Here is a 14,174-nt window from a genome sequence, read left to right as displayed (position 1 = left end):
AAGGCGATCAGGGGAAGTGGACGATGTTGACCGGCACGGTCGACACACCTTGTGCCGCACCGCCGGTGTCGTTCACCACGTGGTCGATCACGCCAACGCCCCCGAGCGACACGGTGAACGCGCTGTGCAGGCGCACGCCCGGCACGGCCGGCACCTCGAAGCCACGGCCCGCGTGGATCGACGGGTTGATGTTGAAGTAGCAATAGGCCCCTGCACCCCAGGCTTCGTGTGACGTCACCGAATCGGCCACTTTGTAGGCGGCATACCCGAGTGCGTCGCTGCGCCACGTAACCTGGTTCGGCGGGTCGTACGGCATCTCGCTCTGGAAGAAGATCGTCTTGCCGTCCTGGCCGTTCCAGATCACCTGGTACTTCTGGTAGTGCTCGACGAACAGGCCGGTGGCCAGCACGTTGTTGCCGTTGACGACCACGCCGGTGTCGGCAGGGTTCACCGTCCAACCGGTGGGGAAGCTGCCGTGGTCGGCGCGCCAGGCCCAGATGTGGTCGATGAGGGTGTGGTGGCTGTTGACGATCAGGCTGTTGGTGGCCTTGCCCGCCACCGCCCCGCCGATGCGGAAGTACACGTCCTGGATCGTGGTGGGGTTGGCGGCGTGGTTGGCCGACGAACCGGCCGGGCCCACGGTGAGCAGCGCCTGGCTGTTCACGGTGCCGGCGTCGAACAGCAGGCCGGCGATCTTCACGCCATCCACGTCGGCCACCGACATCGCGTTGACACCGCTGTCGGGCACCAGCGTCGGGAACCCGATGCCGAGCACCACGGTGTTGGCGCGCGTGACACGCACCGTGTCCTCGAGGTGGTAGGTGCCGGGGGTGAAGAACAGGTTCAGGCCCTGGGCCAGCGCGGTGTTGAGGCGCGCTGCCGCGTCACCCGGCCTGGCCACGTAGAACTGGCTCATCGGGATGGACGTGCCGGCGGTAGCGCCGTTGGCCCAGCTGGCGCCCGACGCGTTGGTGCGCAGCGCCGGCACGAACACGCGGTACTTGCCCGCGCCGTCGACGTACAGGTACGGCTTCTCACGCGAGACCGGGGTGGTGGCCAGCGTGGTGTGCGGGGGCGTGGGGAAGGCGTTGGGCGGTGCACCGGTCACGCCGGAGAACACCATGTTCCACACACCGTCGTACCAGACGCCGATGCTGCTGTCGCGGGTGTACCACTGCTGCTGCGAGCCCGACGAGATGGAACCGTCGACCTTGCTGTCGGCGAGGTAGCCGCCGCTCGAGTACCCCTGCCCGTCGCCCTGGTTGGACGGTCCGAGGTGCAGGTTGCCGATGATGTGGATGCGGCGCATCGGCGCGGCCTGCGACACGGCCCAGCGGTTGGTGCCACCGGCCGGGATCAGCGCCACGTTTTCGGCGGAGCGCCAGAAGTTCTGCGTCGCGTTGGACACGTCGCCATGGTTCCAGCCGCTGTCGACGTTGAGGGTGCCCTGCAGCGTCACGTCGTCAGGGTTCTGGCCCAGCCCGACGATGGCCGTGTAGAAACCCAGGTTCGCGTACACGCCGTTGTAGCGGCCCGGCTTGAAGAAGAAGGTGTCGCGCTGCGCACCGAACTGCGCGGTGGGGCTGAGCAGCTGGGCGTTGAACGCGGCGTCCAGCTTCGACTGGATGGTGGCGATCGGGGTGCCCGGATCGAACACCGACACATGCGGCCCGAAGTCGGGGGTGTCCGATGTGGGCAGTGTGCTGCCGGTGGGCGGCGGGTTGGTGGTGTCACCGCCCACGGTGTATGACTTCGATGCCGTGTCGTAGGCGGGGTTGCCGTTGTTGTAGGTGAACCAGTAGGTCAGCACGTTGCCCGTGGCCACCGTGATGGGCTGCTCGTAGCGAGCGTTCGCGGCCGAGTAGCCCATGCGCACGTTGGCCTGGCCGCCGCCGTTGACGGTGTAGTGGGCGTCCACCCACGTGGTGTTCACCGTGCTCTTGAACCACAGCGTGGCCGTGTTGCCGGAGACGGCCACGCCATCGGTGTAGTCGGCCGCGTGGGCCGGCAGCGCGAGGCTGCCCACCAGGGCCGCGCTCAGCCACCACCAGGCGGCAAGACGGCTGGGACCGGTGCCGCGCGAGGCGCGGCCGGCGGTTGTCGAAGTCGATCGGATCATGGGTTGTGTCCTTCGGTTGGACGCCTCGTCGGGCGTTCGGATCGGAAACGCGCCGGGTCGCGCGCGCCCGCACCCCGCCATCCGCGGGGTGCGCGAACGGGCGGGATGCCTCTCTGGTTCCGGCAGCGGTTGCCGCCGGACCGACATCATGGAACCGATTCCACTCCGTGAGAAGCGCCACGGATCGGGAGTTACCCTGTTCTAGGGGCCGGTTTTGTGTGCGGGTGTCTCGGCCGCCCGAACCAGTTGCGACAGGCGCTTGACCAGCGGCTCGTACAACTCGACCGGGGTGTTGCCATACCCGAGCACGAGGCCGTTGTCTTCCGGCAAGGGGCGCAGCGCGAAGCCCGACAGCGCCACCGGCGAAATACCGTATCGGCCCGCGGCCTCGACGATGGCCGTGTCCGGGAACCGCGGGGCCAGCCGCACCGTCAGGTGCATGCCCGAGTGGCCGCCCTCGAGGGTGTGGGGTACCTTGAAGTGGCGGGTCAGCGCATCGCGCAGGCCCCGCTGCCGGTCGCGGTACAGGCGCCGCATGCGGCCCAGGTGCCGGCCGAATTCACCGCTGTCGATGAAGGCCGCCAGCGCCAGCTGTTCGTGCAGGTGCCCGCCGCGGAGCAGTTCCTTCAACGGTGGTGACAGCGGGGCCAGCAGCACCTCGGGCACCACCATGAAACCCACACGCAACGACGGGAACATCGTCTTGCTGAAGGTGCCCAGGTACAGCACCGGGGCATGGTCGACGAGGCCCTGCATCGCGGCGATGGACTCCCCTGCGTGCCGGAACTCGCTGTCGTAGTCGTCCTCGATGATCCACGCACCGTGCTGCCGCGCCTTCGCGATCAACGCCAGGCGCCGAGGCACCGACAGCACGGCACCCGCCGGGTACTGGTGCGACGGCGTCGTGTAGATGAGCCGCGGCGGGCGGGCGGCCCAGTCCGCATCGCCGGTGGCCAGGCCCTCGGCGTCCACCCGCTTCGGCACGATGTGCAGGTCTGCGGCATGCATCGCCGCCTTCGCACCACGGTACCCCGGTTCTTCGATCCACGCCGTGTCGCCGGGATTGGTCAGCATCCTGGCGCACAGCGCCACGGCCTCCTGCGCCCCTTCGGTGATCACGACCTGCGCCGGCGTGCAGCGCACCCCGCGCGACAGGCCCAGGTGGCGCGCGATGGCGGCGCGCAGCGCGGGTGCGCCGAACGGGTCGCCGTAGCCGAGCCCGGCCGGGCCGGCCTGCTGGATGGCGCGGTCGACCGCCCGCCGCCAGGTGGCCAGCGGGAACTGGGCGAGCGCCGGTACGCCGGGCCGCAGCGCCGCGGTGGTGTGCCCGCGCGACACCATGGTGCGGATGTTCGACAGGCGAGAGGCCACGCCGGGGGCGGCGGGTTCATCCCGGCCAACCCGCAGCGGCGGACGCGACAGCGCCGCCACCCGCGTGCCCTGCCGGTCGGACTGCACGTACCCCTCGGCCACCAGCAGTTCGTACACGGCCGTCACGGTGTTGCGGGAGATCGACAGCGCGTCGGACAGCACACGCGACCCCGGCAAGCGGCTGCCCGGGGTGACACGCCCCGCGAGGATGGCCTGCTTCAGCCGGTCGTGCAGTTGTCGCTGCAGCGGTGCGCCCGCCTTGTCCAGAGGGGCATCGATCAACACCAGGGAATCGTCGGCGAGGGGTTGGGGCATCGCGTGGCACCATCAGAAGCTTGGATCGTGGCACTTTTCCTGGGACCACGCGGCGGCTACCTTAACGCATCTCCCCGCCCTTCGACAGGAAATCGCATGACCTCCCCGTGGCTTTCACCGGTGCGCCTGGCCGGCCCGTACGCATCACTCGAACCGCTCACCCCCGAGCACGAAACGGAACTCGCCGCCGCCACCGGCGACGGTGAACTGTGGAAGCTCTGGTACACCACCGTGCCGAGCCCGGCCACGATGCACGCCGAAATCGCCCGCCGGCTGGGCCTGCAACGCACCGGCTCGATGGTGCCGTTCACCACCCGCGACGCCGACGGCCGCGTGGTGGGCATGACGACCTACATGAACATCGACCCGGTGAACCAGCGCGCCGAGATCGGTTCCACCTGGACGGCCGCGCGGGTACAGCGCAGCCCGTTCAACACCCAGTGCAAACTGCTGCTGCTCGCCCACGCGTTCGAACGCGGGGCCATCGCCGTCGAGTTTCGCACCCACTTCCTGAACCACCAGAGCCGCCGCGCCATCGAGCGGCTCGGCGCCCGCCTCGACGGGGTGTTGCGCAACCACCAGCGCCTGGCCAACGGCACACTGCGCGACACGTGTGTCTACAGCATCACGCAGGACGAATGGCCGGCCGTCCGCACCCACCTGCAGTGGCAGCTCGACAAGCCCCGCGCCTGACCTCGTTCCGGAGATTCCCATGACCCTGTCCCCCTCGACCGTGGCCGCACGCCGGCAAGCGTTCAAGCAGCTCCACCAGTCCGGTTGTTTCGTGATCCCGAACCCGTGGGATGCCGGCAGCGCCCGCTACCTGCAAGGCCTTGGCTTCCAGGCCCTGGCCACCACCAGCGCCGGCTTCGCCTGGTCGCTGGGCCAACCCGACGGCCACCTGGACCGCGAGACCGTGCTGGCCCACCTGCGCACGATGGTCAGCGCCACCCACCTGCCGGTGAACGCCGACTTCGAAAGCGGTTTCGCGGCCGACCCGCAAGGCGTAGCCGAGAGCGTGCGCCTGGCCATCGAGACCGGCGTGGCCGGGTTGTCGATCGAGGACGCCACCGGCGACCCCGCCAACCCCGTCCGCCCGCTCGACGAGGCCGTGGCTCGCCTGCGTGCCGCACGCCGCGCCATCGATGCCGCGGGCGGTGACACGCTGCTCGTGGGGCGCGCCGAGAACTTCTTCGTGGGCCGGCCCGACCTCGACGACACGATCCAGCGCCTCAAAGCCTACGCCGAGGCCGGTGCCGACTGCCTCTACGCCCCCGGCATCCGCACGCGCGAGGAAATCGCCGCCGTGGTGGCCGCGGTGGCGCCGAAACCGGTGAACCTGCTGGTGGGTTCGGCCAGCCCGCTCACCCTCGCCGACATCGCCGCACTGGGTGTGCGCCGCGTGAGCGTGGGGGGTGCGCTGGCGCGTGCGGCCTGGGGCGGTTTCATGCGTGCGGCCAAGACCCTCGCGGAAGACGGCCGGTTCGACGGCTTCGCCGACGCCGCGCCGGGCCAGGCCATCAACGCCGTGTTCAGCGGCTGACCGGCGGGTACTTCAGCGCGTTGAGCACCATCTTGTCGTCGGCCGCGGCCATCAGGTCCACGCCGAGGGCGGTGGACAGCTGCACCAGGTAGAGCAGCACGTCGGCCATCTCGTGGGCCACCGCCTGCTTCTGGCCGGCCCCGAGCTGTCGGCTCTGGTCTTCGGTGAGCCACTGGAAATGTTCCAGCAGCTCAGCGGCCTCCACCACCAGCGCCGACGCCAGGTTCTTGGGTGAATGGAACGGCGCCCAGTGGCGTTCGTCGGCGAACTGTTGCAGGCGTTGGGCGAGTTCGGGGAGGGACTGGGGCATGGTGTCCGGATCCTACCCGTGTGCCGTCACCAGCCACCCTGCCCCCCGTGGCGCGGTGGTGAACCGCACCGGCAGGAACCGCGCAATCACGTCGAAGTTGGTGGTGGTGTGGGGGGTCAACGCCGTGCAGGTGTAGGCTGCCGATCCCCCGCGCTGCCAAACAGCCAGCGCCAGCGGCAACGCCCATTGATCCGCCAGGTGCGGCCCGAGGGCGGCGTCGCTTGCCTGGTACTCACGCACCTCGCGCACCAGGTGTTTTGCCACCCGTTCGGCGCTGACACCCTTTTCACCGAACTGCGTGAACACCTCGGTGACGTGTTCGTGCACCAAGGTCGCCATCAGCGCGTTGCCGGGCCCCTCGTTCTGGCGAACGGGCACCTCGCGCAACTGCGCCGGCGGCCAACCCATGGCGGCCCCCACGTGCTGCAACTCGCGCTGCGCCACCGAGCGCGGCAGCGCAGGCGCGAGGCACTCGGCATGGGCATCGACCTTCGGCCCCCGTTCGAGCACGTCGAACGGCGCCAGCGTGTGCGCGGCAGGCCACACCGTCACGTCGATCTCGCCTCCCCCGGCGGGGTAGAACCCCAGGCGGCGCAGCGTCAGGTCGGCGTTGGCACCCAGCTTGCGCATCAGCGGCACGACACAACGCGCCAGGAAATGGAACGGGGGCGCCATCGGGTTGTGCGTGCCCCCGCCGAGCGTCAGCCGGCTGGGGGCGCCTGCCAGCAGCAAGGCGGGCCAGACGGTCTGCAACACCAGCGTGCAGCTGCCCGCCGTGCCCACGTTGAAGCGGTAGTCGCCCGCCCGCACCGGCCCCGGTTCGAAGGTCAACGACTGCGAGTTCATCTCGGCGCCCAGCACACGGGCACCGCACACCTCGGCCGCGGCCGTCACGCACGTCAGGTGCTGGCGCATCAGGCCCGGCTTGGCGCGCCCGGCGCGGATGCGCGTCAGCGAAAAGGGCTGGCCCGTGCACATGGACAGGGCCAGCGACGTGCGCAGGATCTGCCCGCCGCCCTCACCGGCGGATCCATCGATCTCGATCATGTTGTTGTTTCTCTTCTTCTGTCGGCGGGTGAAGGGTCATCCCTTCACGCACACCACCTGCTTCAAGGTATGCACCACTTCCACCAGGTCGCGCTGCGCAGCCATCACCGCATCGATGTCCTTGTAGGCCATCGGGATCTCGTCGATCACGTCGGCATCCTTGCGGCACTCCACCCCGGCAGTGGCCTGGATCTGGTCGTCCACGGTGAAGAGCTTCTTCGCCTTGGTGCGGCTCATCACGCGGCCCGCGCCGTGGCTGCAGCTCTCGAAGCTCTCGGGGTTGCCGAGGCCGCGCACGATGTAGCTGCGCGCGCCCATGCTGCCCGGGATGATGCCCAGCTCACCGCGCTTGGCGCTCACGGCACCCTTGCGGGTCACGAACACGTCTTCCCCGAAGTGGCGCTCCTGCTGCACGTAGTTGTGGTGGCAGTTCACCGCCTCGATGTGCGATTCGAACGGCTTCGTGATCACCTGGCGCACCGTGGCAATCAGGTTGGCCATCATCACCTCGCGGTTGCGCATGGCAAAACGCTGGGCCCAACCCACCCCGCGAACGTAATCACCGAAGTACTGCGCACCTTCCTCGAAGTAGGCCAGGTCCTTGTCGGGCAGGTTGCGCTGGTGAAGTTCCGCATCCTTCTTGGCGAGTTCGATGAAGTGCGTGCCGATGGCATTGCCCACGCCACGCGAACCCGAGTGCAACATGAACCACACGGCGCCTTCCTCGTCGAGGCACACCTCGATGAAGTGGTTCCCGGTGCCGAGCGTTCCCAGGTGCTTGCGGTTGTTCGTGTTTTTCAGGCGCGGGTGCAGTTCGCACAACGCGTCGAATTCGTCCACGAGGGTGGCCCAGGCCTGGTCCACCAGCGCGGGCGGGTTCTCCCAGCTGCCGGTGTCGCGGCCACGGTGGCGCGGGGTGGAGCCGTGCGGCACGGCCTTTTCGATCGCCGCGCGCAGCGGGCCCAGGTTGTCGGGCAGGTCCTCGGCACGCAGCGTGGTCTTGGCCGCCATCATCCCGCAGCCGATGTCCACGCCCACGGCCGCCGGGATGATGGCCTTCAGCGTGGGGATCACGGAGCCGACGGTGGCGCCGATGCCCAGGTGCACGTCAGGCATCGCCGCCACGTGCTTGAACACGATGGGCAGGCGGGCCGCATTGGCCAGCTGCGCCCGGGCTTCAGGCTCGACGGGCACGCCCTTCGTCCACATCTTCACCGGCACACCGCCGGCGATCTCTTCCACGTTGTAGTTCTGGTTCGTCATGTTGTTCTTCTCCAAAAAAGAGCGATGCCTTGCTGCGACAAGGAGGGGTGAAACGTCGTGCTCTACCACTGAGCTACGGTCCCCCTGACTTGGGACCGGCGGGACTCGAACCCGCGACCACGAGATTAAGAGTCTGTAGTTCCACCTGCATTCGCAGCAGGGCATCACAAAGGTTGCGCGACAAGATTGGCAAGACGTTGCCTGACCGGTTGGCCGGCTGGGGGTTCGAACCCCACGGCTCACCATGTAGTCCTGCCTGCATTCGCGCGAAATCAATTCATCGGGTGACCCCGGCGGGTGGCGACAAGGGTTCGAGGAGACGCTGGATGTAGTCCCTTCTGCATTCGCCACACACCGGTGATCGGTTGTTCCTGCTCAATCGCCGCTACTGGGGCACGAGCGAGACCTTGTCGATCCCGCCCACCCAGTGTCCGGCGTCCATCTTGCCTGCCACGAAGTTCGCCACCATCGTGAACACCGCGTCGGAGAACCCGCCCACGTTCATCACGTCGGGCTGCTCCAAAGCCTGGGTGGTCGCGTTCGGCTGGATGTCGATGCACACCAGGCGCGCGTGCGGGTTGCGTTGCTTCAACACCGCCCATTCGCGCTCGGTCTGCGTCGCACCCGACCGGTTGGCGTCGATCCACGATTCGTTGTCGGAGACCAGGATCACCAGGTCCACCAACGCCCGTTCGCGGTTCAACAAGGCCAGCGGCGCGCTGCAGTTGGTGCCACCCCCACCGATGCTGGCCAGTGCCTGGGCATTGGTCATCACCGAGTCGCGGGCATTCAACGACAGCTTCACCACGTCCCGTTCGAATGGCAGCACACGCGCCAGGCGGTTCTGCCGCAACACCGCCGCGGCCACCAGGGCGGCCACGTCGATGCACCGCACGGTGGACGTCGCGGAACCACGGTGCCCCGTCACGGCCGAACCCATCGAACCCGACACGTCAGGGCACACCACCACCCGGCCGCCGAACGCCGGCACGTTGGCCACCGACAGCTCCATGGCGTCCTGCAGCGCCTCGCCGATCACCGCGGGCACGCCGTCGCCCGTGGCCTTGAACGCGGCCATCAGCTGGTACGGCATCACCCGCGCTTTCGCCACGGCCTGCGGGTCACGCAGCTTGGCGGCCACGGTCTCGGCCATGCCGGGGATCGCGAACACCCCTTGGCGGGCGAACGTGTTCAGGTTCTGGCGCACCATCTGCCACGACCCCGTGCGCGCGATCTGCGCCCACTGGGCGGCGTTCAGCGGCAAGGCGGTCAGCATCTGGAACGGCACGCCGGGCACCTCGCCCACCCCACCGGCGGCGCTGTCGCGCTTGAACCGTTCGAACGCCTGCGTCAGCGGCGGCAGGGCCGCCTCGTCCACGGGCTTGCCGATGAGCCAGGCGAACCAGGCCGCACGCCAGGCTTCGGCGGGCTTCGGGTGCACCATCTTCACCACGTCGGCCAGCGACGGCGTGTTGCCTACCGCGGCGTTCAGCAGCTGCTTTTCGGTGGCCGCCAGCAACCAGTGCTGCACGAGCTTCTTCGGACGCGAGCCCAGCGACTTGCGCCCCACGGCACCGCTGCGCACGATCTGCACGAAGTTGCGCAACATCTTGCCGTTGTCCACCACACGCGGGAACACCTGGGCCAGCAGCGCCACGTCGCGCACCGCCAGCGTGGCTGCCAGCAACGCGGGCATGTCCTTCATGTGACCGGCCTCACGCGCATGCACCGCGGTCTTCGCCACGAACGTGGCATCCACCGCCTGGGCGAGCGCCGTCACCTGGACCAGCTGGTCTTCGGCGTTGGCGTAGAAGGTGCGCGACAGGCAACCGGTGGCCGCGAGCTGCGCCAGCTGGTGGCAGGGGGTGAACGCATGGGCCGGGGCACCGGCGGCATTGCGCGCAGTGGCCGCGGGCAGGAAGGCGCCCTTGAGCGTCTGGAAGAGGGTGGTGTTGACCATGATGTTGTTCTCCTTTGCATTCAACTTGTGCCTTCTCTTTTGCAAAGGGTGTGCCAGTGCTTTGATCTCACACGGAAGCACGACATAACCTGTTGATTCCAAATGGATATTTCGCCAACGGACCCCATTCTCGAAGAATTTCGCGAAGGCACGGTTCGTTGATTACTAGAATGATGGCTAGTCTCATTAGCTTGATGGATATGGCCAAGCAGAACATCGTCATCGGTTTCATGGGCACGCAGCTGGACGCCGGCATGGGGCCGGGCCGCTGGGAGAAGTGGCGCCCCACGATCTCGCTCGTGCAGCACGAGGACACCCTGATCCACCGGATCGAGCTGCTCTACCCCACGCGCCACGAGGCGCTGGCGCAGGTGATGCTGCGCGACATCGCCAGCGTGTCACCCGACACCGTGGTGAACCTCATCCCGATGGACATCACCGACCCGTGGGACTTCGGCGAGGTGTACGCCGCGCTGTACGACTGGTCGCGCGGCTACCGGTTCGACCCGGCGCACGAGCAGTACTGGGCGCACATCACCACCGGCACCCACGTCGCGCAGATCTGCATGTTCCTGATGGTGGAGTCCCGGTTCATCCCCGGTGTGCTGTTGCAGACCGCACCGCCGAAAAAACAGGCGCAGGGCAACCCCGGCAGCTACACGCTGATCGACCTGGACCTGTCGCGCTACGACGTGCTCGCGCAGCGGTTCAGCCAGGCGCACGCCGAGGCACTGGAGTTCCTCAAGAGTGGCATCCCCACGCGCAACAAGCGCTTCAACGCCTTGATCGAGGAGATCGAACGGGTGGCCGTGCGGTCGCACGCGCCCATCCTGCTGACGGGCCCCACGGGTGCGGGCAAGTCGCACCTGGCGCGGCGCATGTTCGACCTGAAGAAGTCGCGCCACCAGGTCGATGGCGACTTCGTCGAGGTGAACTGCGCCACGCTGCGGGGCGACGGTGCCGCGTCCACGCTGTTCGGCCACAAGAAGGGCGCCTTCACTGGCGCGGTGACCGACCGCCCCGGCCTGCTGCGCACGGCCCACCAAGGCGTGTTGTTCCTGGACGAGATCGGTGAACTGGGCCTCGACGAACAGGCCATGCTGCTCAAGGCCGTGGAAGAAAAACGGTTCCTGCCGATGGGCAGCGACCGCGAGGTCAGCAGCGACTTCCAGCTGATCGCCGGCACCAACCGCGACCTGCGCATCGACGTGGCCCAGGGCCGCTTTCGCGACGACCTGTTCGCCCGCATCAACCTGTGGTCCTACACGCTGCCCGGTCTGGCCCAACGGCCGGAAGACATCGAACCCAACGTCGAGCACCTGCTCACGCGGCAAGCCGCCGAGACCGGGCGTGCCGTGCGCTTCAACGCCGAGGCCAAGGCGCGTTACCTGCAGTTCGCCAGGTCGGCGAACGCGCCGTGGAGCGGCAACTTCCGCGACCTGTCGGCCAGCGTCACCCGGTTGGCCACGCTGGCCGATGGGGGGCGCATCTCCACCGCACTCGTGGATGCGGAGATCCAGCGGTTGAACTGGTTGTGGCAGCGGGCGGGGGTGGTGGCGCCAGCCGCCACGGAGATCGCGCTCGACGACCTGCTCAGCGCGGAGACCGCGGCGTCGCTGGACCAGTTCGACCGCCTGCAACTGGACGCGGTGATCCGGGTGTGCCGCGCCGCGGGAACCCTGTCCGAGGCTGGCCGGCAGCTCTTCGACCGCTCTCGCATGCAACGGTCCGTCGTCAACGACGCCGACCGCTTGCGCAAGTACCTGCTCAAGTTCGGGCTGACCTGGGCGGCGGTGGCGGGGTCCGCCACCGCACCGTTCACTCCGTGAGGCCGGCCTGCGGACCCACCGCCCGGCCCGGCACGTTGGCGTACGCGCGGGGCGTGACCGACTTGATGGCCTGGACGGCGGCACTCGACGTCTGGATCGTGGTCATCGCCGCCGGGTTCAGGATGAAGTCCTTCGGCGAGTTCGTGTCGTAGTTGCTCGCGCAGTTGCGCCCCAGCACCGACACGCAGGTGTTGTTGGCCGACGCGATGTTGCTGTCGATGGGTGCGAAGATCTTGTTGGTGGTGGCGTTGGAGAAGATGGGGAAGAAGTACTCGCCCTTGGCGAAGTAGTTGCCTTCCACCAGCGTCACCGCATCGTCGCTGGCGCCCAGGCCCATGTAGTAGTTGCCGTCGTAGTGGTTGTTCACCACGTGCACGATGCCCCCGCTCGCGGCCGTCGACTGCTTGCCCACCTCGGGAGACCGCCCGGAGGTGTTGTGGATGCGGTTGCCCGACAGCGTGATGGTCTGGTTCTCGGCCACCAGCAGCATCACCCAGTAGTGTTTGCCATTGCAGTAGTGGCCGTAGTCGGAGGTACCGTCGAAGTCGTTGTCGGAGATGGTCACCTGCTGCGCCGTGCCCCAGCCGGTCACGATCATCTGGCGCCCGATGCGGGCGATGCGGTTGTGGTCGATCCACACCTTGCTGGCGTTGTCGAGGGTGATGGCGTCGCCGGCCCAGATCACGCCGTCGTTGATGTCGGTGATCGACAGGTTGCGCACGATGACGTTCGAGACGCCGCCCTTGAGCATCAGCCCCTTGCCCTTGATGCCCGACCCCGCCCCCACCCCGATCAGCGTCTTGTTCGATCCCACCAGCAGCGGCGTCTTGCCAGCGGCGTCGTAGGTGATGTTGTAGGTGGCCCGGCCCGAGCAGTAGCTCGAGAAATTGAGGATGCGTTCCGACTTGCCGTTGACCGCGCAGTTGTTGTGCGAGTACGTGCAGCCGAGGCTGGTCTGGTTGCCTTCCGTGCCGCGGAAATCGATGAGGCCGGAGACGCGGATGATGCGGGGCGTGGTGTCGGTGCACACGCTGTTGCTGGTGGTTGCACACAGGGCTTTCGACAACTGCTCCGTCGTCGTGACGGTCACCACAGCGCCCCCTTTGCCCCCGGTGGTGGCGGCGCCGAACCCGATGGGGCCGCCCGCGGCGGGCGGCGTGCTGCCGCCACTGGCGGCGGTGGCGACCCACTGCTGGTTCGCACCGCCCCGGTAGGGCCACTGGATGATGGCCGCGCCGTCGGCCGTGCTGGCCTGGGCCACGTCGAGGGCCAGGCCGCTCGACTTCGACGTGATGTACGTGTGCCCGGCCTGGTCGTCGTGGAACTGCCACTTCTGCCAGGCGCCACCCCCGCAACCCCACTGCTGGATCGCCGCGCCGTTGGCCGACGAAGCACCCGGGACGTCCATGCACAGGCCACTGCCCGCGTTGACCAGTTCGTAGTCGCCCGCGGCGTCTTTCAGCGCCTTCCATTGCTGGAAGGTGGCGCCGCTGCACGCCTGGCTTTGCAGTGCGGTGCCGCTCGCGGCGCTCGCCCCCTTCACGCCCACGCAGTGGCCAGCCTGCACCCCTTTGAGCGTGATGACCGCGCCGCTGGCCGGCCCGGCGCCGCCCGAGCCGGTCGCGGCCGGGACGGTCCATTTCTGATGGCTGCCGCCCGCCCACGTCCACTGCACCACACGCGCCCCGTTGGTGGTGCTGGCATCGAAGACTTCGAGGGCAAGCCCGTTGTATCTGGAGATGATGGCGAACTGCCCTGCCCCCTGGTCGGACAGGTTCCACTTCTGGTGGTTCGCCCCGCTGCAGTTCCACTGCTGCAGGTTGGTGCCATTGGCCGACGAGCCGCCCGTGACATCGATGCACAGGCCACTGCCCGCGTTGACCAGCTCGAAGTAGCCGGCCGAGTCCTTGACGAACTTCCAGGACTGGAAGTCACTGCCGCTGCAGTTCTGGCTTTGCAGCAGGGCGCCGGGTGCCGCACTGGCGCCCTTGACCCCCAGGCACAGCCCTGCATTCACGCCAACGATCGTGGAGGTTGCACCGCCCTGGATGGTCGCGGCGCTGGCCGGAGATGCCGCGAGGCACAGCGCAGAGAGCCCGAACACCGCCGCCCACGTGGGCATCACGAACTCACGCATACCGATTTCCCCTGAAGGTTTCTGCATTGACGGAGCCGAGCGTGAAGCCTTGAACGATTCGGCGGTGCCGGCACTCTATCGCACGGTTGTGCGGAGCCAGAGCACCGAAACGTTTGTTACCCGGGCGCAGGGGGACCGACCCGGAAAAACCTCGCGTTGCCCTGCGGCCGCCGATCTCGTACGCTACGACTCGTAGCCCCCGCCGCGGCGCGCACGCCGCGCGAGGACTCGATCCTGATCCTTCCCGTTCTGTTGCGCATCGCGCTCGGAGGTCGTCGGC

Annotated in this window: 10 protein-coding genes; 3 read left to right on the top strand and 7 right to left on the bottom strand. The window is 68.1% G+C overall.

Annotation, left to right across the window (positions count from 1 at the left end; translation table 11 throughout):
- Nucleotides 1-7: 7 nt before the first annotated feature.
- Both ASC87_RS15995 and ASC87_RS15990 read right to left on the bottom strand, forming a co-directional pair.
- Nucleotides 8-2,119 (bottom strand): hypothetical protein, encoded by a 2,112-nt coding sequence (locus ASC87_RS15995; protein WP_235582185.1) that lies wholly within the window; start codon nt 2,117-2,119, stop codon nt 8-10.
- A 201-nt stretch (nt 2,120-2,320) separates the two neighbouring features.
- Complete coding sequence (locus ASC87_RS15990) at nt 2,321-3,805, bottom strand: PLP-dependent aminotransferase family protein (protein ID WP_056663897.1); 1,485 nt, start codon at nt 3,803-3,805, stop codon at nt 2,321-2,323.
- Nucleotides 3,806-3,901: 96 nt separating this feature from the next.
- Between ASC87_RS15990 and ASC87_RS15985 the strand changes: the two genes are divergently transcribed.
- A complete protein-coding gene (locus tag ASC87_RS15985; RefSeq protein ID WP_056663894.1) occupies nt 3,902-4,498 on the top strand; it encodes a GNAT family N-acetyltransferase in 597 nt (198 codons plus the stop codon).
- A 19-nt stretch (nt 4,499-4,517) separates the two neighbouring features.
- Entirely contained in the window at nt 4,518-5,348 is an 831-nt protein-coding gene (locus ASC87_RS15980; RefSeq protein ID WP_200954369.1) for an oxaloacetate decarboxylase, read from the top strand.
- Here ASC87_RS15980 and ASC87_RS15975 read toward each other — a convergent pair.
- From ASC87_RS15975 to ASC87_RS15960, 4 genes are all read right to left on the bottom strand, one after another.
- Nucleotides 5,338-5,658 (bottom strand): nucleotide pyrophosphohydrolase, encoded by a 321-nt coding sequence (locus ASC87_RS15975; RefSeq protein ID WP_056663890.1) that lies wholly within the window; start codon nt 5,656-5,658, stop codon nt 5,338-5,340. The genes ASC87_RS15980 and ASC87_RS15975 overlap by 11 nt on opposite strands.
- A 12-nt stretch (nt 5,659-5,670) precedes the next feature.
- Entirely contained in the window at nt 5,671-6,705 is a 1,035-nt protein-coding gene (gene rtcA / locus ASC87_RS15970; RefSeq protein WP_056663888.1) for an RNA 3'-terminal phosphate cyclase, read from the bottom strand.
- 36 nt (nt 6,706-6,741) lie between these two features.
- Nucleotides 6,742-7,968 carry an RtcB family protein gene (locus ASC87_RS15965; RefSeq protein WP_056664002.1) on the bottom strand — a complete coding sequence of 409 codons (1,227 nt, stop codon included), beginning with the start codon at nt 7,966-7,968 and terminating at the stop codon, nt 6,742-6,744.
- Nucleotides 7,969-8,353: 385 nt separating this feature from the next.
- Complete coding sequence (locus ASC87_RS15960) at nt 8,354-9,928, bottom strand: RNA-binding protein (RefSeq protein WP_056663999.1); 1,575 nt, start codon at nt 9,926-9,928, stop codon at nt 8,354-8,356.
- Between the two features lie 200 nt (nt 9,929-10,128).
- Between ASC87_RS15960 and rtcR the strand changes: the two genes are divergently transcribed.
- Nucleotides 10,129-11,757 (top strand): RNA repair transcriptional activator RtcR, encoded by a 1,629-nt coding sequence (gene rtcR / locus ASC87_RS15955; RefSeq protein ID WP_056663885.1) that lies wholly within the window; start codon nt 10,129-10,131, stop codon nt 11,755-11,757.
- Here the strand turns inward: rtcR and ASC87_RS15950 are convergent.
- On the bottom strand, nt 11,747-13,894 hold the full coding sequence (locus tag ASC87_RS15950) for an RICIN domain-containing protein (protein ID WP_056663882.1): 2,148 nt from the start codon (nt 13,892-13,894) through the stop codon (nt 11,747-11,749). The two genes, rtcR and ASC87_RS15950, sit on opposite strands and share 11 nt — an antisense overlap.
- Between the last annotated feature and the right edge of the window lie 280 nt (nt 13,895-14,174).

It is taken from the genome of Rhizobacter sp. Root1221 (genome assembly GCF_001425785.1).
In the GTDB taxonomy this organism is placed as follows: domain Bacteria; phylum Pseudomonadota; class Gammaproteobacteria; order Burkholderiales; family Burkholderiaceae_C; genus Rhizobacter.
Note: the sequence above shows the minus strand (reverse complement) of the source record. Positions and strands in the feature narration are given on the sequence as shown.